Source organism: Kitasatospora sp. NPDC050463, assembly GCF_040655255.1.
In the GTDB taxonomy this organism is placed as follows: domain Bacteria; phylum Actinomycetota; class Actinomycetes; order Streptomycetales; family Streptomycetaceae; genus Kitasatospora.
Genome location: NZ_JBFAJO010000021.1, coordinates 12,820 through 29,330, shown reverse-complemented (window position 1 = coordinate 29,330; position 16,511 = coordinate 12,820). Strand labels below are relative to the sequence as shown.

The 16,511-nt window shown below is 75.3% G+C and carries 12 protein-coding genes; 6 read left to right on the top strand and 6 right to left on the bottom strand.

Annotation, left to right across the window (positions count from 1 at the left end; translation table 11 throughout):
* Positions 1–192: 192 nt before the first annotated feature.
* Positions 193–777 (bottom strand): redox-sensitive transcriptional activator SoxR, encoded by a 585-nt coding sequence (gene soxR, locus AB0J08_RS15775; RefSeq protein WP_360633120.1) that lies wholly within the window; start codon positions 775–777, stop codon positions 193–195.
* Positions 778–833: 56 nt separating this feature from the next.
* On the opposite strand from soxR, the gene AB0J08_RS15770 reads away from it, so the two are divergent.
* Positions 834–1,535 (top strand): transketolase, encoded by a 702-nt coding sequence (locus AB0J08_RS15770; RefSeq protein ID WP_360633117.1) that lies wholly within the window; start codon positions 834–836, stop codon positions 1,533–1,535.
* Positions 1,536–1,594: 59 nt separating this feature from the next.
* Entirely contained in the window at positions 1,595–2,488 is an 894-nt protein-coding gene (locus AB0J08_RS15765; RefSeq protein ID WP_360633114.1) for a transketolase C-terminal domain-containing protein, read from the top strand.
* A 76-nt stretch (positions 2,489–2,564) separates the two neighbouring features.
* Here the strand turns inward: AB0J08_RS15765 and treZ are convergent, their stop codons facing one another.
* From treZ to glgX, 3 genes are all read right to left on the bottom strand, one after another.
* Entirely contained in the window at positions 2,565–4,310 is a 1,746-nt protein-coding gene (gene treZ / locus AB0J08_RS15760) for a malto-oligosyltrehalose trehalohydrolase (protein ID WP_360633111.1), read from the bottom strand.
* Entirely contained in the window at positions 4,307–6,754 is a 2,448-nt protein-coding gene (gene treY / locus AB0J08_RS15755) for a malto-oligosyltrehalose synthase (RefSeq protein ID WP_360633108.1), read from the bottom strand. Before treY ends, treZ begins: the two co-directional genes overlap by 4 nt.
* A gap of 138 nt (positions 6,755–6,892) precedes the next feature.
* Entirely contained in the window at positions 6,893–9,025 is a 2,133-nt protein-coding gene (gene glgX / locus AB0J08_RS15750; RefSeq protein ID WP_360633105.1) for a glycogen debranching protein GlgX, read from the bottom strand.
* 529 nt (positions 9,026–9,554) lie between these two features.
* Between glgX and AB0J08_RS15745 the strand changes: the two genes are divergently transcribed.
* From AB0J08_RS15745 to AB0J08_RS15730, 4 genes are all read left to right on the top strand, one after another.
* A complete protein-coding gene (locus tag AB0J08_RS15745) occupies positions 9,555–10,748 on the top strand; it encodes an SAV2148 family HEPN domain-containing protein (protein ID WP_360633344.1) in 1,194 nt (397 codons plus the stop codon).
* Positions 10,749–10,873: 125 nt separating this feature from the next.
* Positions 10,874–11,812, top strand: coding sequence for a GNAT family N-acetyltransferase (locus AB0J08_RS15740; protein ID WP_360633102.1), 939 nt, complete (start codon positions 10,874–10,876; stop codon positions 11,810–11,812).
* Between the two features lie 249 nt (positions 11,813–12,061).
* Positions 12,062–13,327, top strand: coding sequence for a Dyp-type peroxidase (locus tag AB0J08_RS15735; RefSeq protein ID WP_360633099.1), 1,266 nt, complete (start codon positions 12,062–12,064; stop codon positions 13,325–13,327).
* 93 nt (positions 13,328–13,420) lie between these two features.
* Entirely contained in the window at positions 13,421–14,122 is a 702-nt protein-coding gene (locus AB0J08_RS15730; protein WP_360633096.1) for an exonuclease domain-containing protein, read from the top strand.
* Positions 14,123–14,362: 240 nt separating this feature from the next.
* Here AB0J08_RS15730 and AB0J08_RS15725 read toward each other — a convergent pair whose 3' ends face one another.
* Together AB0J08_RS15725 and AB0J08_RS15720 are read right to left on the bottom strand one after the other, a co-directional pair.
* On the bottom strand, positions 14,363–15,415 hold the full coding sequence (locus AB0J08_RS15725; RefSeq protein WP_360633093.1) for a polysaccharide deacetylase family protein: 1,053 nt from the start codon (positions 15,413–15,415) through the stop codon (positions 14,363–14,365).
* 135 nt (positions 15,416–15,550) lie between these two features.
* Complete coding sequence (locus tag AB0J08_RS15720) at positions 15,551–16,444, bottom strand: aminoglycoside phosphotransferase family protein (RefSeq protein WP_360633090.1); 894 nt, start codon at positions 16,442–16,444, stop codon at positions 15,551–15,553.
* Positions 16,445–16,511: the final 67 nt, after the last annotated feature.

The following is a 16,511-nucleotide window of genomic DNA, read 5'->3' as shown; positions in this document are numbered from 1 at the left end:
CACAAGAGTCTTGCGATGGTGCGCAATTGCACGCGATGGCGCGTACGAACCACGGCGCGCCGGTGGGCCGCCGCAGCTGGCCGGCGCTCGACGTCACCGGGCCCGGTGCCCGCGGCGCGGTGCCGCGCCGACCTCGACCGCCTGCTCGCACGCCGAGTGCCGCCCCGGCGGCGCTCCCGGGACGGTCGGCGGTCAGGGGCCGGCGGTCCGCGGTTCGTCGGGGGCGGGTTCGGGGCCGGTGGCCGGGTCGCGGGTGAGCAGGTAACGGGCGCCGGGGCCGGCGGCGGCCGCGCGGTCGGCGGCGTTGTACAGGGCGCAGCGGGAGAGCGAGAGGCAGCCGCAGCCGATGCAGCCGGTGAGCTTGGCCTTGAGTCGCTCCAGCTCGGCGATCTGCTCGTCGATCCGGCTCTGCCAGGACAGGGCGACGCCGTCCCACTCGGCGCCGGTGGGGGCGCGGTGCTCGGGGAGGCGGTCCAGGGCGACCTTGGCCTCGTCGAGGGAGAGGCCGACGCGCTGGGCGGCGCGGATGAAGGCGACCCGGCGCAGCGTGGCGCGGATGTAGCGGCGCTGGCCGCCGGCGGTGCGGGTGGCGTGGATCAGGTCGAGCTTCTCGTAGTAGCGCAGCGCGGAGGTGGCGAGGCCGCTGCGCTCGGAGAGCTGGCCGATGGTGAGCAGGTCGTGCCGGCTCGGTCCGCTGGAGGCGCCGGTGGAGGCGCCGGCGGAGGTGTCGGTGGCGGCGCCGGGGGCCTCGCCGCGGGCGGATGCGGGAGCGGTCATGACGCACACTGTAGCTGCTTGACTTCAAGTCAACTTCAAGTTGCAGCATCGTGGGTATGACGACGAACACCCGCACCGCCACGTCCTTCGGGGAGCTCACGGGCCTGATGGGCCTGATGGCCGGCGCCGAGAAGCACGGCCCCGCCGCCACCTCCACGCTGGACGTCCTCTGGGTGCTGTACGACCGCGTCCTGCGCGTCACCCCGGGCACCGCGGACGCCCCGGAGCGCGACCGCTTCCTGCTCTCCAAGGGCCACGGCCCGATGGCGTACTACGCGGTGCTGGCGGCCAAGGGCTTCATCGACCCGGAACTCCTGCCGAGCTTCGGCGCCTACGACTCGCCGCTCGGCCACCACCCGGACCGCACGCTCGTCCCCGGAGTGGAGATCAGCTCCGGCTCGCTCGGACACGGCCTGCCGCTGGCGGTCGGCTCCGCGCTCGGGCTGCGGGCCCAGGGGCTCACCGACCCGGCGGTCTGGGTCCTGCTCGGGGACGCGGAGTTCGACGAGGGCTCGAACCACGAGGCGGTGGCCTTCGCCGGCGCGTACGGGCTGGACCGGCTGCACGCCGTCGTCATCGACAACTCCTCGGCCACGCACGGGTGGCGGGGCGGCATCGCGGCGCGCTTCGCCGCCGAGGGCTGGTCGGCCGAGACCGTGGACGGGCGCGATCACGAGGCGCTGTACGCGGCCTTCACCACCGAGCACCCGGGGCGCCCGCGGGTGGTGGTCGCCCGGGTGGAGCCCAAGGGGCACTGAGCGCCGTGCCCGCCCCGACCACCACCAGGACCTCCGACCAGTAAGGGACTTCACCACCCATGGACACCATGCGCGAGCGCTTCCTCGACGTGACCACCCGGCTGCTCGACGACGACCCCCGGCTGGCCGTCGTGCTGGCCGACATCAGCGCCGCCGGCTTCGCCCCGGCGGCCGAGCGCCACCCCGACCGGGTGGTCAACGTGGGCATCCGCGAGCAGCTGCTGATCGGCGCGGCCGGCGGTCTGGCGCTCGCCGGGATGCGGCCGATCGCCCACACCTTCGCCAGCTTCCTGATCGAACGGCCCTTCGAGCAGGTCAAGTTGGACCTCGTGCACCAGGGCGTCGGCGCGGTGCTGGTGAGCGCCGCCGGCTCCTACGACTGGCCCGCCGGCGGCCGTACCCACATGGCGCCGGGCGACGTCGCGCTGCTGGACACCCTGCCGGACTGGACGGTCCATGTGCCGGGCCACCCGGACGAGGCGGAGCAACTGCTGCGGCACGCGGTGGCCGACGGCGACCGCAACGTGTACGTGCGCCTCTCCGAGCACCGGAACACGGCGGCGGTGCCCGTCGAGGCGGGCCGGTTCACCGTCGTGCGCCGGGGTTCGAAGGGCCTGGTGCTCGCGGTCGGCCCGATGCTGGACGCCGTGCTGGCGGCCACCGAGGGCCTGGACGTGTCGGTGCTGTACGCGGCCACCGTGCGGCCGTTCGACGCGGCCGGGCTCCGGGCGGCCGTCCACGGGCGCGCGGACGTGGTGCTGGTCGAGCCCTACCTGGCCGGGACGTCCGCCGGCGAGGCGCACGCGGCGCTGGTGGACCGGCCGCACCGGGTGCTCGCCCTCGGGGTGCCGCGCGAGGAGCACCGGCACTACGGCTCGATCGCGGAGCACCTGACCGCCTACGGCCTGGACGCGGCCGCGCTGCGGGAGCGGATCGGCACCTTCCTCTGGTGACCCGCTCAAGTCCTCCGGTGCCCCGCCCTCCCATGCCCAGCCCTCCGGTGACCCGCCCGGCGGGTCCTGCCGCAGGTCACAGCGCGACGATCGCGACGGAGTCCGGCCCCAGCCGCACCGCCGCACCGTCGAGCGAGCACTCCCCGAAGGACGCCACCACCTCCCGCCCCGACGCCCCGAGCGGTAGTGCGGCGGCCCGGTCGCCCAGGTTGACGGCCACCCGGTGGGCGCCCCGGTGCAGCACCAGCCACCGGGCCGCCTCGTCGTACTCGACCCGGACGGCCGCGAGGTCCGGGTCGGTGAGCTCCGGGCGGGTGCGTCGCAGTCGGATCAACGTCCGGTACCAGGCGAGCAGTTCGGCGTGCGGGGCGCGCCGCGGCTCGGTCCAGTCGAGGACGGAGCGCAGCACGGTCGCCGGTTCCTGCGGGTCCGGTACCGCATCGGCCCGCCAGCCGTGCTCGGCGAACTCCCGCCGCCGGCCCTGGCGGACGGCCTCGGCGAGGTTCGGGTCGGTGTGGTCGGTGAAGTACTGCCAGGGGGTGGTCGCGCCCCACTCCTCACCCATGAACAGCATCGGGGTGAACGGCGAGGCCAGCACCAGCGCCGCCCCGCAGGCGAGTCGGCCGGGGGAGAGGCCGGGCGAGAGCCGGTCGCCCAGGGCCCGGTTGCCGATCTGGTCGTGGGTCTGCAGGTAGCCGAGCAGCCGGTGGCCGTGGGCGGGCGGGAAGGGGCGGCCGTGGCTGCGGCCCCGGAACGACGACCAGCTGCCGTCGTGGAAGAAGCCCCGGGTGAGCGCCTTGGCCACGGCGGCCAGCGGTGCGCGGGCGAAGTCGCCGTAGTAGCCCTGGGATTCGCCGGTGAGCGCGGTGTGCAGCGCGTGGTGGAAGTCGTCGCTCCACTGGGCGGTGAGGCCCTGGCCGCCGGCCTCGCGCGGGGTGGTGGTGCGGGGGGAGTTGAGGTCGGACTCGGCGACGAGGAACAGTGGCCGGTTGGTGGCGGTCGCCAACCTGTCCACCTCGCGGGAGAGTTCCTCCAGGAAGTGGACGGCACGGTCGTCCGCGAGGGCGTGCACGGCGTCCAGTCGCAGGCCGTCGATCCGGTAGTCGCGCAGCCAGGTCAGCGCGCTGCCGATCAGGTAGCGGCGCACCTCGTCCGAGCCGGGGGCGTCCAGGTTGATCGCGGAGCCCCACGGCGTGTGGTGCCGGTCGGTGAAGTACGGTCCGAAGGCGGGCAGGTAGTTGCCGGACGGCCCCAGGTGGTTGTGCACCACGTCGAGGACGACGCCGAGCCCCTTGCGGTGCGCGGCGTCCACGAAGCGCTTCAGCCCGTCCGGGCCGCCGTAGGGCTCGTGCACGGCCCAGAGCGAGACTCCGTCGTAGCCCCAGCCGTGCCGGCCCGGGAACGGGCAGACCGGCAGCAGCTCGACGAAGTCGACGCCCAACTCGACCAGGTGGTCGAGGTGTTCGGCGGCGGCCTCGAAGGTGCCGGCGGCGGTGAAGGTGCCGATGTGCAGCTCGTACAGGATGGCGCCGGGCAGCGGGCGGCCGCGCCATCCGGTCTGCGACCAGTGGAACGCGGAGTGGTCGACGGGCCGACTGGGCCCGTCCGGTCCGTGCGGCTGCCGGGGCGAGCGCGGATCCGGGAGCGGGCGGCCGCCGTCCAGCCGGAACGCGTAGTCCCCGGCCGGCGCCTCGCCGTGCCACCAGCCGTCCCGCCGGCCGTCCCGGGCCAGCGGGTGCCGCGCGCCGTCGACCTCCACCTCGACCCGCGTCGCGGCGGCCGGGGCCCACACCTCGTAGGTTCGGACCTCGTGTGTCGTCACGCCCCGCCCTCCCTGGTCAGCAGCGCCACCGGGAGCGTCGCCAGCAGCTCCGCCACCGTCACCGGGCCGGCGGCGAACCGGCGCCCGGTCAGCTCGTCCGTCCAGGCCCCGCCGGCCGGCAGGTCCAGGTCGGTGTCCTGCCAGCCGCCCGCCCGGGCGAGCCCGTACGGCAGCCTGGTGACCGCCGTGATCAGGTCGTCCCCGCGCGCGAAGGCGAGCAGGTGGTCGGCGCCGCGGCCCCGGGCGGCCAGCGGCCGGTAGGCGCCCGGTGGCCGGCGACGGCGCAGGTGCAGCGCCGTCGCGGTCAGGTGCAGCTTCTCCCGGGCGAGGTCGCCCGCCCGCGGGGTGGCCGAGTCGGTCAGCCGGACGGCGAGCGCGCCGAGGTCCACCACGCCCCGGTTGTCCGGGTCGACCAGGGTGTACAGCGGTTCCTCGCTGCCCTGGTAGAGGTCCGGCACGCCGGGCACCGTCAGGTGCAGCAGCGCGGCGGAGAGGGTGTTGGCCCGGGCGTACGGGGCCAGGGCGTGCACGTAGCCCTCGATCCGGGGGAGCAGCCCCGGGTTGCCGTGGACGGCCCGGGCGCGGTCGGCGAGGGCCTGCTCGAAGCGGGCGTCGGGGGCCGTCCAGGAGGTCTGCCGCTTGGCCTCGCGCGCGGCCTTGAGCAGGGCGGGGACGAGCCGCTCCGGGGTGATCGGCCAGGCCGCGACCAGGGTCTGCCAGAGCAGCCAGTCGCTGTTCGGGTCGCCCCCGGGGCCGGCGGCGGTGGACCAGGCGGCGGCCTCGGCGGCCCAGCCGTCCGGCTGTTCGGCCAGCACGGCGAGGCGGGCGCGGGCGTCGGCGCTGCGCTTGGTGTCGTGGGTGGAGAGCACGGTCATGGTGGCCGGCCAGTGCGCCTCCACGTACCGGCACCAGTCGTGGAACGCGGCGGGTGCGAGCCCGGGCCGGGCCGGCTCGCCGCCGACCTCGTTCAGGGCGAGCAGCGCGTTCCACCGGTAGAAGGCGGTGTCCTCGACGCCCTTGGCGGCCACGGCGGCGGCGGTCTGCGCGAAGCGGACGCAGAACTCGTCCTTGTCGGGGCCGCTGCCGAGCCGGCCGAGGGCGAGGTCGGCGACCAACTGCCCGGTGGCGTCCTCGGAGCCGTCGAGCGCGGCGCGGACCTGCTCCTCGGAGACCGCCGGGGCGGGCTCGCCGGGCCGCACGTACGGGCGGTAGGCCGGGTAGCCGGTGAGCAGTCGTTGCAGGGCGTCCCGCAGCTGCCAGGGCGCGTGGTCGGCGTGCGCGGGCTCGGCGGCGCCGATCCGTACGGCGAGCCGGACCAGCCGCTCGACCTCGGCGGCCAGCTCGCCGTGCGGACCGGTCATCTCGGCCCGCCCGCGCCGGGCGGCGGCGACGGCCGGGTGCGGGTCGGCGCACGGCTCGCCGGCGCCACCGGGCCCGGCCCCGTGGACCGCGCGCTCGTAGGCGCCCGCCAGCCGGCCGGCGCCGGCGTGGTCGGTGAGCACGCCGTCGATGCGCAGCAGCGCGTCGTACCCGGTGGTGCCGGCGCACGGCCAGTCCTCGGGGAGGCGCTCCTCCCCGGTGAGGATCTTCTCCACCACCGTGTAGGCGCCGCCGGTGGCGTCGGCGAGCCGGCGCAGGTAGCCGCGCGGGTCGGCCAGGCCGTCCGGGTGGTCGATCCGGAAGCCGTCCAGGACGCCCTCGCGGTGCAGCCGCAGCAGCACGCCGTGGGTCGCCCCGAACACCTCGGGGACTTCGACCCGGACGGCGATCAGCTCGTTGACGGTGAAGAACCGCCGGTAGTTCAGCTCGGTGCGGGCCAGCCGCCACCAGGCGAGCCGGTACCACTGCCGGGCGAGCAGCTCGGGCAGGGGGAGCCCGGCGGTGCCGGGCCGCAGCGGGAGGGCGTGGTCGTGGTAGCGGAGCTCCTCGCCGTCGACGACGAGGTCGCCGAGGACGGCGCCGAGCCGGTCGCCGAGCAGCGGGAGCAGCACCCGGCCGCTTCCGGGGGCGTCCGATGGTCCCGGCTGGGCGGCCCAGTCGATGTCGAACCAGGGCGCGTACGGCGAGTCGGGGCCGTCCCGCAGGACGTGCCAGAGCGGCCGGTTCAGCCGCTCGGGGACGGGGACGGCCATGTGGTTGGGCACCACGTCGGCGATCAGCCGCAGGTCGTGCCGGTGGGCCTCGGCGGCCAGCGCGCGCAGCGCCGGCTCGCCGCCGAGCTGGGCGCTGATCCGGCCGTGGTCGACGGTGTCGTAGCCGTGGGTGGAGCCGGGGGCGGCCTCCAGCAGCGGGGAGAGGTGCAGGTGCGAGACGCCGAGGGCGGCCAGGTAGGGCACGGCGGCGGTGGCGTCACGCAGGGTGAAGCCGGGCTGGAGCTGGAGGCGGTAGGTGGCGGACGGTACTGCGGCCGGGCGGGGCTGGGCGGGCTCGGCGGCGTAGGTCATGTGTCCATGAGTACCCGTGCGAGCCCGCGGCCAAGACCCGTTGCTGATCCGAACAGGTGAACGCGCCGGGCGCGGCGCGTCAGGGCCGGTCGTCGAAGGCGTCGTCCGACCCCCCGGGGGGAGGACGGAACCGAACACCTAGGCCGGCCGCTGGAGCACCATCAGCGAGCGGTCGGTGAGCCAGAGGGCGTCCCCGGCCTTGACCCGGGCGCCGGTGCCCGGGGCGGGCAGCCGGGGCTGGGCGGTGTCGACCACGACCTGCCACTCCTGTCCGTGGTCGGCCGGGACGGTGAACTCCAGCGGCTCGAAGTGGGCGTTGAACATCAGCAGGAAGGAGTCGTCGACGATCCGCCCACCGCGCCGGTCCGGCTCCGAGATGGCGTAGCCGTTGAGGAAGACGGTGAGCGACTTGGCGTAGCTGGCGCCCCAGTTGCGCTTGGTCATCTCCTCCCCGCCGGGGGTGAACCAGGCGATGTCGGTGAGGTCCTCGTGGCTGCTGGCGGCGGGGCGGCCGGAGACCGGGCGGCCGTGGAAGAAGCGGCGCCGGCGGAAGACGGGGTGGTCGCGGCGGAGCCAGATCATGCCCTGGGTGAACTCCAGCAGCCGGGCCTCGGGCCCGTCCCCCTCGGGCCAGTGCACCCAGGCGAGCTCGTTGTCCTGGCAGTAGGCGTTGTTGTTGCCCAGCTGGGTGCGGCCGAGCTCGTCGCCGTGCGAGAGCATCGGCACGCCCTGGGAGAGCATCAGGGTGGCGATCAGGTTGCGCTGCTGGCGGGCGCGCAGCTCCTCGATGGCCGGGTCGGTGGTCGGGCCCTCGGCTCCGCAGTTCCAGGAGCGGTTGAAGGACTCGCCGTCCCGGTTGTCCTCGCCGTTGGCCGCGTTGTGCTTGTCGTTGTAGGAGACCAGGTCGCGCAGGGTGAAGCCGTCGTGGCAGGTGACGAAGTTGATCGAGGCGATCGGGCGGCGGCCGTCGTCCTGGTAGAGGTCGGAGGAGCCGGTGAGCCGGGAGCCGAACTCGGCGAGCGTGGCGTTCTCGCCGCGCCACAGGTCGCGCACGGTGTCCCGGTACATGCCGTTCCACTCCGTCCACAGCGGCGGGAAGTTGCCCACCTGGTAGCCGCCCTCGCCGAGGTCCCAGGGTTCGGCGATCAGCTTGGCCTGGGAGACCACCGGGTCCTGCTGGACGAGGTCGAAGAACGAGGAGAGCCGGTCCACCTCGTGGAACTGGCGGGCCAGCGTGGCGGCGAGGTCGAAGCGGAAGCCGTCGACGTGCATCTCGGTGACCCAGTAGCGCAGCGAGTCCATGATCAGTTGGAGCACGTGCGGGCTGCGCATCAGCAGGCTGTTGCCGGTGCCGGTGGTGTCCTCGTAGAACCGCTGGTCCTGGGCGAGCCGGTAGTAGGAGACGTTGTCCAGGCCGCGCAGCGAGAGGGTGGGGCCCAGGTGGTTGCCCTCGGCGGTGTGGTTGTAGACGACGTCCAGGATCACCTCGATGCCGGCCGCGTGCAGCGCCTTCACCATCGACTTGAACTCCTGCACCTGCTGGCCCCGGTCCCCGGTGGAGGAGTAGGAGGAGTGCGGGGCGAAGAACCCGACGGTGTTGTAGCCCCAGTAGTTGGACAGGCCGAGGTCGCGCAGCCGGTGGTCGCGGACGAACTGGTGCACCGGCATCAGCTCGATCGCGGTGACGCCGAGCTTGGCCAGGTGCTCGATCACCGCGGGGTGGGCCAGGCCCGCGTAGGTGCCGCGGATCTCCTCGGGGATGCCCGGGTGGAGTCTGGTGAGGCCCTTCACATGGGCCTCGTAGACCACCGTGCGGTGGTAGTCGGTGCGCGGCGGCCGGTCGGTGCCCCAGTCGAAGTACGGATTGACGACCACCGAGTGCATGGTGTGCGGGGCGGAGTCCAGGTCGTTGCGGCGCTCGGGGGCGCCGAAGTGGTAGCCGTAGACCGACTCGTCCCAGTCGATGTTCCCGCTCATCGCCTTGGCGTACGGGTCCAGCAGCAGTTTGGCGCTGTTGTGCCGCTGTCCGAGCCCCGGGTTGTACGGTCCGTGGACGCGGAAGCCGTACCGCTGGCCGGGCTGGACGCCGGGAAGGTAGGCGTGTCGGACGAAGGCGTCCGTCTCGCGCAGCTCGACGGCCGTCTCCGACCCGTTCTCGTCGAGCAGGCAGAGCTCGATCCGGTCGGCGCTCTCGGAGAACACCGCGAAGTTGGTGCCGGCCCCGTCGAAGGTGGCACCGAGGGGGTAGGGCTTCCCTGGCCAGACCTGCATGAGTCCTCAACTTCCTTGCCTACAAGGGAAACTGGCGGGTAGTCCGACTATCAGCCCGGACCCCGACGCTCTCTTCCCGGCCTTGCGGCCGGGCATGTGCGACGGTCGCGCACCGTGACGCACGGCACAGTCCGCATACTCCCCGACGCCGTCCCCGACAGCGGGGCCATTCGCCGCGTGTTCGCCCGAACGGGTGTCCGGCGGGTGCTCCCGGGGCCGCCGGGGCGCGCGGGTCGGCCGGTGCGCGAGCACTCCCGTCGGCCAACCGGCTGCGGGCTCCTCGCGGCGGGCAGTACCCTTGATCGTCCGGCCGCCCCGCGTCGTGGCGGCCCATCAGGAGCCGTGGCGGCGGCGGCCGCAGAACGACCGACAGAACCCGACCGAAGATCCGACCAGGCGATCCGGCAGACGCACCGGCTCCGGCAGCAATCAGGTGAGGTGGCGCATGGTGTACCCCGCCGGCGGCCGTGGCGGTGGGCCCGGCGGCCCCGACCGGGGCGGCGCCCGCAGCGAGGCTCCGACGGTCGTCATGCGCCCCACCCTGACCGGCCGGGCCGTGGTGCCCGCCCAGGGCGGCCCGGTCGAGATACCCGCCCTCGCGTGGTCCGGCGCCGAGTGGGAGGACGCCTACCAGCGGGTCCGGCTGGCCGGGCGGGCGTACGTCTGGCTCAACCTGGTCGAGCAGCGGCTGCGCTCCCTCGTCGACGAGGTGCTCTACCCCATCTACGCGCCCGCCCACGGCGAGGACTGGGTGACGGCCGCGGCCGGCCCGGCCGGCGAGGAATGGGCCCACCGGGCCGGCGCCGTCCGCGAGGTCAGCCGCCGCAAGGGCTACCTGCTCGACCCGGCCGACGACGACCCGCTGGTCTTCCTCACCCTGCCCCAGCTGCGCGAGCTGATGGTCCAGCACTGGCCCTGCTTCGAGCCGTACCTGGCCGACCGCCGGGAGATCGAGCTGGCGCTGGACGAGCTGGAGGTCGCCCGGCACGTCGTCTCCCGCAACCGCGTCCTCACCCAGACCGTGCTCGCCCAGACCGAACGCGCCGCCGCCCGGCTGCTCGCCCTGCTGGACGGCGGCACCGGCGGCGTCCCCGCCGACGTCGTCGAATCCCTGGTGGCCGGCCGGTACGCGGACGTGGTCGCGGTGCACGCCGACCGCGTCCGGCTCCAGCGCGACCTGCCGGTGGAGGACCTGCTGGACGGCGCCCGGCGGCTGGACGCGCTCGGCATCGGCCTCGGCATGCTGTGCCAGAACTACACCGGCAAGCGGCTGGTCCGCCTCGCCGCCGAGGGCTGCCGGGTCCGGCTGCTCTTCCTCAACCCGGCGAGCAGCGCCGTCCGCCGCCGCGAGCGCGAACTGGGCCTCGGACGCGGCGAACTGGCCCGCTCGATCGAGATGAACATCATGCACGTGCGCCGGGTCCGGGCCAGGCTGCGCGACCAGGGCGGCTTCGAGATCCGGGTCTTCGACGAGACCCCGCGCTTCACCGCCTACCTGGTCGAGGGCCCGCGCCCGGCCGGCCAGACCGGCGGGCCCCGCCGGCAGACCCGCGACCTCGGCGTCGTCCAGCCCTACCTGCGCCGGGCCCGCGGCATGGAGTCGCCCGCCCTGGTGCTGCGCGGCGGCGCGGGCCAGCAGCCGGGCGGCACCGACGCCGGGCTGCTGGAGGTCTACCGCGAGGAGTTCGAGGGCATCTGGGGGGACTCCCGGCCGGTCTCCTGAACGCCGGGGTGTCGGGGTGGGAGCGTCGGGGCCGGGGTGCCGGGCTCGGTGGGCCGGGGGTCGGTCGGGGCGGTCTCCCGGAAACGCACTGGCCCGGCCGGTCGGGCCGCTGGAAGACTGCCCGGGTGAACACCGCCCCCGCCTGGACCATGCGCGCGGCCGAGGCCGCCGACGTCGAACCCGTGGCCGAGCTGCGCGCCGTGGTGCTGCGTCCCGACCTCGAACGGCTCGGCCGCTACGACGAGCACCGGGTGCGCCGGCGGCTGCGCGACTCCTTCTCCACCCGCTGGACGTCCATCGTGCTGGTCGACGGCGCCTTCGCCGGCAGCGTCACCGTCCGCCCCGCCGAGCGGGGCGGCCGGCTGCTGGAGCACTTCTACCTCGCCCCGCAGCACCAGGGCCGGGGGCTCGGCTCGGCCGTGCTGCGCCGCGTCCTGGCGGCGGCCGACGCCGTGGGCGACCCCGTCCGGCTCGACGTCCTCCAGGGCAGCCCGGCCCGCCGCCTCTACGAGCGGCACGGCTTCATACCGGAGTCCGAGGACCCGATCGACGTCCGCCTGCTCCGCCCGGCCGCCGTCGGTCGCCTCCAGAGCCGGGTGGTGCTCTGGAGCGCCGGTGAGCTGCGGGCCCGCGACGTGGTGGAGGCGGCCTGCGAGGCGCTGGTCGCCGGTCTGGACGGCCCGGCGCTGGCCACCCTGGCGGCCTGCCCCTACGGAGAGGCCGACATCGCCGTGGAGGACCTGCTGCCGCCGGCGCTCGACGAGCTGGGCCTGACCTTCCGTCCCCCGGGGAGCAAGGGCGTGGAGGCGGTGTTCCTCAGGGCGCTGGCCGGGCGCCTGCTCGCCGGCGAGGTGACGCCCCGGGAGCTGGCCCGGGCCGCCCACCGGTGCTTCGGTCACGACTTCGAACCGGCCGAACCGCTCGCCCTCCTCGATGACGACTACGGCATCCTGGGCTGCACCGACCGGTCGGAGGCCGACATCGACGCCGAGGTGTGGGCCGAGGCCCGGAGGCTGACCGCGCACGTCGCATCCGTCGTATCCGTCGGATCCGTCGGTCCCTAGGCCGGACGGATGGTGACCGGCGGGTATTCGGCCGATGGGCGGTCAGTCGGGGCGCCCGGGCGGGCGCGGGGTGGGTTGGCCTTGCTAGCGTCGATTTCATGATCAGCGGACCGGTCCGGGGTCGCTGACCGGGATCTCCCCACCGCCGAAGGTGCCGTCCACGCTCCCCTCGGCATGCCCGCCCGCGCCCCGGCGCCGTCCGGCTCCGCTCCGGCCCCTCCCCGCCCGACGACTCTGGAAGGCCCGCCGTTGACCAGTCAGTACACGACCGGACCGGGCGCACCCGCCGCCGCCTCGCGCCGCAGCTTCGTGCGCACCGCCCTCGGCGCCGGCACCGCCGGGGCTCTCGCCCTCGGCACCGCCCGACCCGCCCAGGCCGGCCCGGCCGCCGCCCCGCGCGCGGCCGCCGGCAAGATCCCCTTCCACGGCGTCCACCAGGCCGGCATCACCAACCCGCCGCCCGGCTACGGCACCTTCGCCGCCCTCACCGTCCAGGCCCCCGACCGCAAGGCGCTGGAGACGCTGCTGCGCACCCTCACCGACCGGATCCGCTTCCTCACCGCCGGCGGGACCCCGCCCGACCTCGGTCCCGCCGCCGCCCCCGCCGACAGCGGCACCCTCGGACCCACCCTGCCCACCGACGACCTCACCGTCACCGTCGCCGTCGGCGCCTCCCTGTTCGACGAGCGCTACGGCCTCGCCGCCGTCAGGCCCGAGCGTCTGACGGCCATGCGCGCCTTCCCCGGCGACGCCCTGCGCCCCGCCGAGTGCCACGGCGACCTCTCCCTGCAGATCTGCGCCACCAGCCGCGACACCGTCCAGCACGCCCTGCGCGACCTGCTGCGCAGCACGAAGGGCGCGCTGCGCCCGCGCTGGCAGCTCGACGGATTCCAGAACCGCGCCCGCCCCACCGGAGCCGCCCGCAACCCGCTCGGCTTCAAGGACGGCATCGAGAACCCCGACACCGCGTCGGCCCGCGAGATGGACGAGCTGGTCTGGGTCGGCGAGACCAGCGGAGAACCGCCCTGGGCCGTCGGCGGCAGCTACCAGGTGATCCGCGCCATCCGCACCCTGGTCGGCCCCTGGGACGAGGTCGCGCTCCAGCAGCAGGAGCGGATCATCGGCCGTCGCAAGGCCGACGGCGCCCCGCACGGCCGCACCAACGAGACCGACACCCCCGACTACGGCCACGACCCGGACGGCGCCGTGATCGCCCTCGACTCCCACATCCGGCTCGCCAACCCACGCACCGACGCCACCCGCGCCGAGCGCATCCTGCGCCGCGCCTTCACCTACGACCGGGGCCTCGACGAGCAGGGCGAACCCGAGCTCGGCCTGGCCTTCTGCTGCTACCAGCAGGACGTGGTCCGCCAGTTCGAGGCCGTCCAGACCCGCCTTGCCGACGAGCCACTGGGCCGGTTCCTGCGCCCCACCGGGGGCGGCTACTTCTACGTCCTCCCCGGCGTGCGGGACGCCGCCGACTGGCTGGGCCGGAGCCTGCTCGCGAGCGCCTGAGCGCGGTGCCCGCCCGCCCCACCGGCGGCGTTGTCGGTGGGGCGGGTGATGATAGGGGCTGTTTCGACCAGCAGGACGGAAGGACACACCCCTATGAGCTGGTGGCAGCAGCCACTGGTCGGCTTCGACCTGGAGACCACGGGCACCGACCCGGCCGTGGACCGCATCGTCACGGCCGCCCTCGTGGACACCGTCGGAGCCCGCCGGCTGAGCGCCACCGGCTGGTTGCTCGACCCCGGTGTCCCGATCCCCGCCGAGGCCGCGGCGATCCACGGCATCGGCGACGACCTCGCCCGCAGCAAGGGCCGCCCGGCCAAGGAGGCGGTGGACGAGATAGCCGCCGCGCTCTGCGAGCGGCTCGCCGCCGGCCGGCCGGTGGTCGCGTTCAACGCCCCCTTCGACCTCTCGCTGCTCGACGCCGAGCTGCGCCGCCACGGCCTCGCCCCCCTGGCCGAGCGCCTCGGCGGTCCGGTCGCGCCCGTCCTCGACGCCCTGGTCATCGACCGGGCCGTCGACAAGTACCGCAAGGGATCGCGCACCCTGCAGCGGGTCTGCGAGGTGTACGGGGTCGAGCTGACCGACGCCCACGAGGCCGGCAGTGACGCCCTCGCCGCCGTCCGGGTCGCCGTCGCCCTCGCCGAGCGCTACCGCGCCGAGGTGGGTGACGTCCCGCTCGCCGTGCTGCACGCCCGCCAGGTCGACTGGCACCGGGCCTGGGCGGAGAGCCTGGAGGCGTGGCTCCGCCGCGCCAAGGACCCGCAGGCCGTCATCGACCCGCGCTGGCCGCTGCGCTGAGCACCTGAAGCCTGAACACCTGAGCACCTCAGCGCCTGAGCACCTGAGCGCCTGAGCACCTGAGCGCCTGAACACCCGGGCAGGGGCCGCCGGGTGTCGGCCGGGCCGGCGTACTTGAGGCGCTCGACCTCGTTCGGCCGGGCGGGGCCGAGCCGGCCCTCCTCCGGTGAGAGCGGCCGCCGGGGCACCGGCGCCGGTGCGGCGGACGGCCGGCTGAACCGACGTGGGCGCCGGCCGGGTTCAGCGTGCGGGGAAGTCGAACCGGTAGCCCTGGGCGGCCAGCCAGGGGAGCAGCTGTTTCAGCGCCGCGACGGTCTGGCTGCGGTCACCGCCCCCGTCGTGCAGCAGGATCACGCCGCCGGGCCTGAGTTGGCTCTGCACGGTGGAGACGATCGAGGCGACGCCCGGTCGGGACCAGTCGCGCGGGTCGACCGACCAGCCGAGCGGGCGCAGGCCGTGGTCGGCGGCGATGCGCTGGTTGTCGGCGGTGAAGCCGCCGCCGGGGGCACGGAACCAGGGGACCTCGGTGCCCGGCCCGCCGGCCTGGACGATCATGTCCCGGGCGGCGGAGATCTCGTACGCGGCCTTGTCGTGCGGGAGCGAGGCGAACGGCTGCGGGTGGGTCACGCTGTGGTCGCAGAGCCGGTGGCCGGCGGCCCGGATCCGCTTGACCACGGCGGGGTCGGCGGCGGCCTGCCGGCCGATCTGGCAGAACGTCGCCTTGGCGCCGTACCGGGCGAGGAGGTCCAGGACCTCGCCGGTGGCGGGGCCCGGCCCGTCGTCGAAGGTGAGCGCCACCGTCCGCCCACCGGAGGCGGTGGAGCGGACGACCGTGGTGGACACGCCGCTCGCGGGCGGAGCGGGCGGAGCGGGCGGTGCCGGTGCCGCCGTGGGTGGCCGGGTGGCCGGGGCGGTGGACGGTGGCGGCGGCTTGGGCGTGGAAGGCCGAGGGGTCGCGGGCTTCGGCGCGGTCGTGGCCGGTCCGGCGGTGACGGGCTTCGACGGCGTGCCGCTCGGTCCGGCGGAGGTGGGGGCGCTGCCCGACGGAGCCGCGGACGAGGACGGCGGTGCGGAGGACGGCGGTGCGGAGGACGGCGTGGACGACGGCGCGGACGGTACCGGGCCGATGGTGCCCGGCGCGGTCGCGCTCGGTTCGGGCCGCAGCGCGCCGTTGGCGGTGCCGCAGGCGGCCAGGGCCAGCGAGGCGACCACCGCGACGCAGCCCGCGAGCAGCCGGTGGCGGTGCCGGGTGGTGGAGGGCGAGGGACGCTGCGAGGGGGCGTGCTCCGGCATGGCGGCGGCTCCTGAGGTACTGGTGCGGGTACCGATCCTCGGTCAGGGCGACTGTCCTGGAGGACGCCGATCGGGCCGTCCCCGGTTGCGCGCCGGACCCTGCCGGGAGTTACCCGGAGCAGACCCGAGGCAGGCTCAGAACGGGTACCAGCGGACCTCGGTGGCGCCCTCGCGCAGCGAGTCGACCCGCCGGCGGAACTCCGCCAGCGCGGCCGGGTTTCCCGGCACCCGCTGCGCCACCCAGGAGGCACTCGCCGTCTCGCGGGCCCCGCGCAGCACCGCGAAGCCGGACCACTCCCGGACGTCCCAGCCGTACGCCTCGGTGAACGCCCGGTACTCCTCGGCCGGGACGCCGTACCGGTCGTGGCTGAGCGCGAGCACCACCAGGTCGTGCTCGCGCAGATCGTGCGAGGCGTACTCCAGGTCGAGCAGCACGGGCCCGTCCGGCCCGATGTGGACGTTGCGCGGCAGCGCGTCGCCGTGGATCACGCCGGCCGGCAGCTGCGCGGGCAGCTCGGGCAGTGCGGCGGCGAAGCCGTTGCGGCGGTCCCGGAGGAAGGCGACGTCGGCGGGGTCGACGTGCCCCTCGGCGGAGAGCAGCCAGCGTTCGACGGGGGCGAGCAGGTCGCGCCGGGCGAGCGGGAAGGGCGGCAGCGGCAGCCCGTGCAGGGCGCGCAGCAGCGGTGCGAGGTCCGCCGGCCGGGCGGGCCGCTCGGCCGGCGCGAGCCGGTGCCAGAAGGTGACGGGGTGTCCGTCGACGACCTGTGGCTCGGGCGGGACGGCGCGGTACGGGCGGACCACCGGGATGCCCCGGTCGGCCAGCCAGTGGGCGACGGCGAGTTCCCGGCCGGCCCGGTCGGACAGCTCGGGGCCGCGGCCCACCTTGGCCACCACGGCCGGGTCACCGAGGTCGAAGACGGCGTTCTCGCCGAGGGCGAGCAGCCGGGCGCCGCCGGGGTCGGACAGACCGGCGGACGCGCAGGCCCGGGTGAGCAGCAGCCGGGCGCGGCCCTCGTCGAAGGGGATCATGGGGGCTGCTCCGTTCCGCGGGGACGCCAGGACGGTGATCATCATGACGCACGCGAGCCGGGCCCCG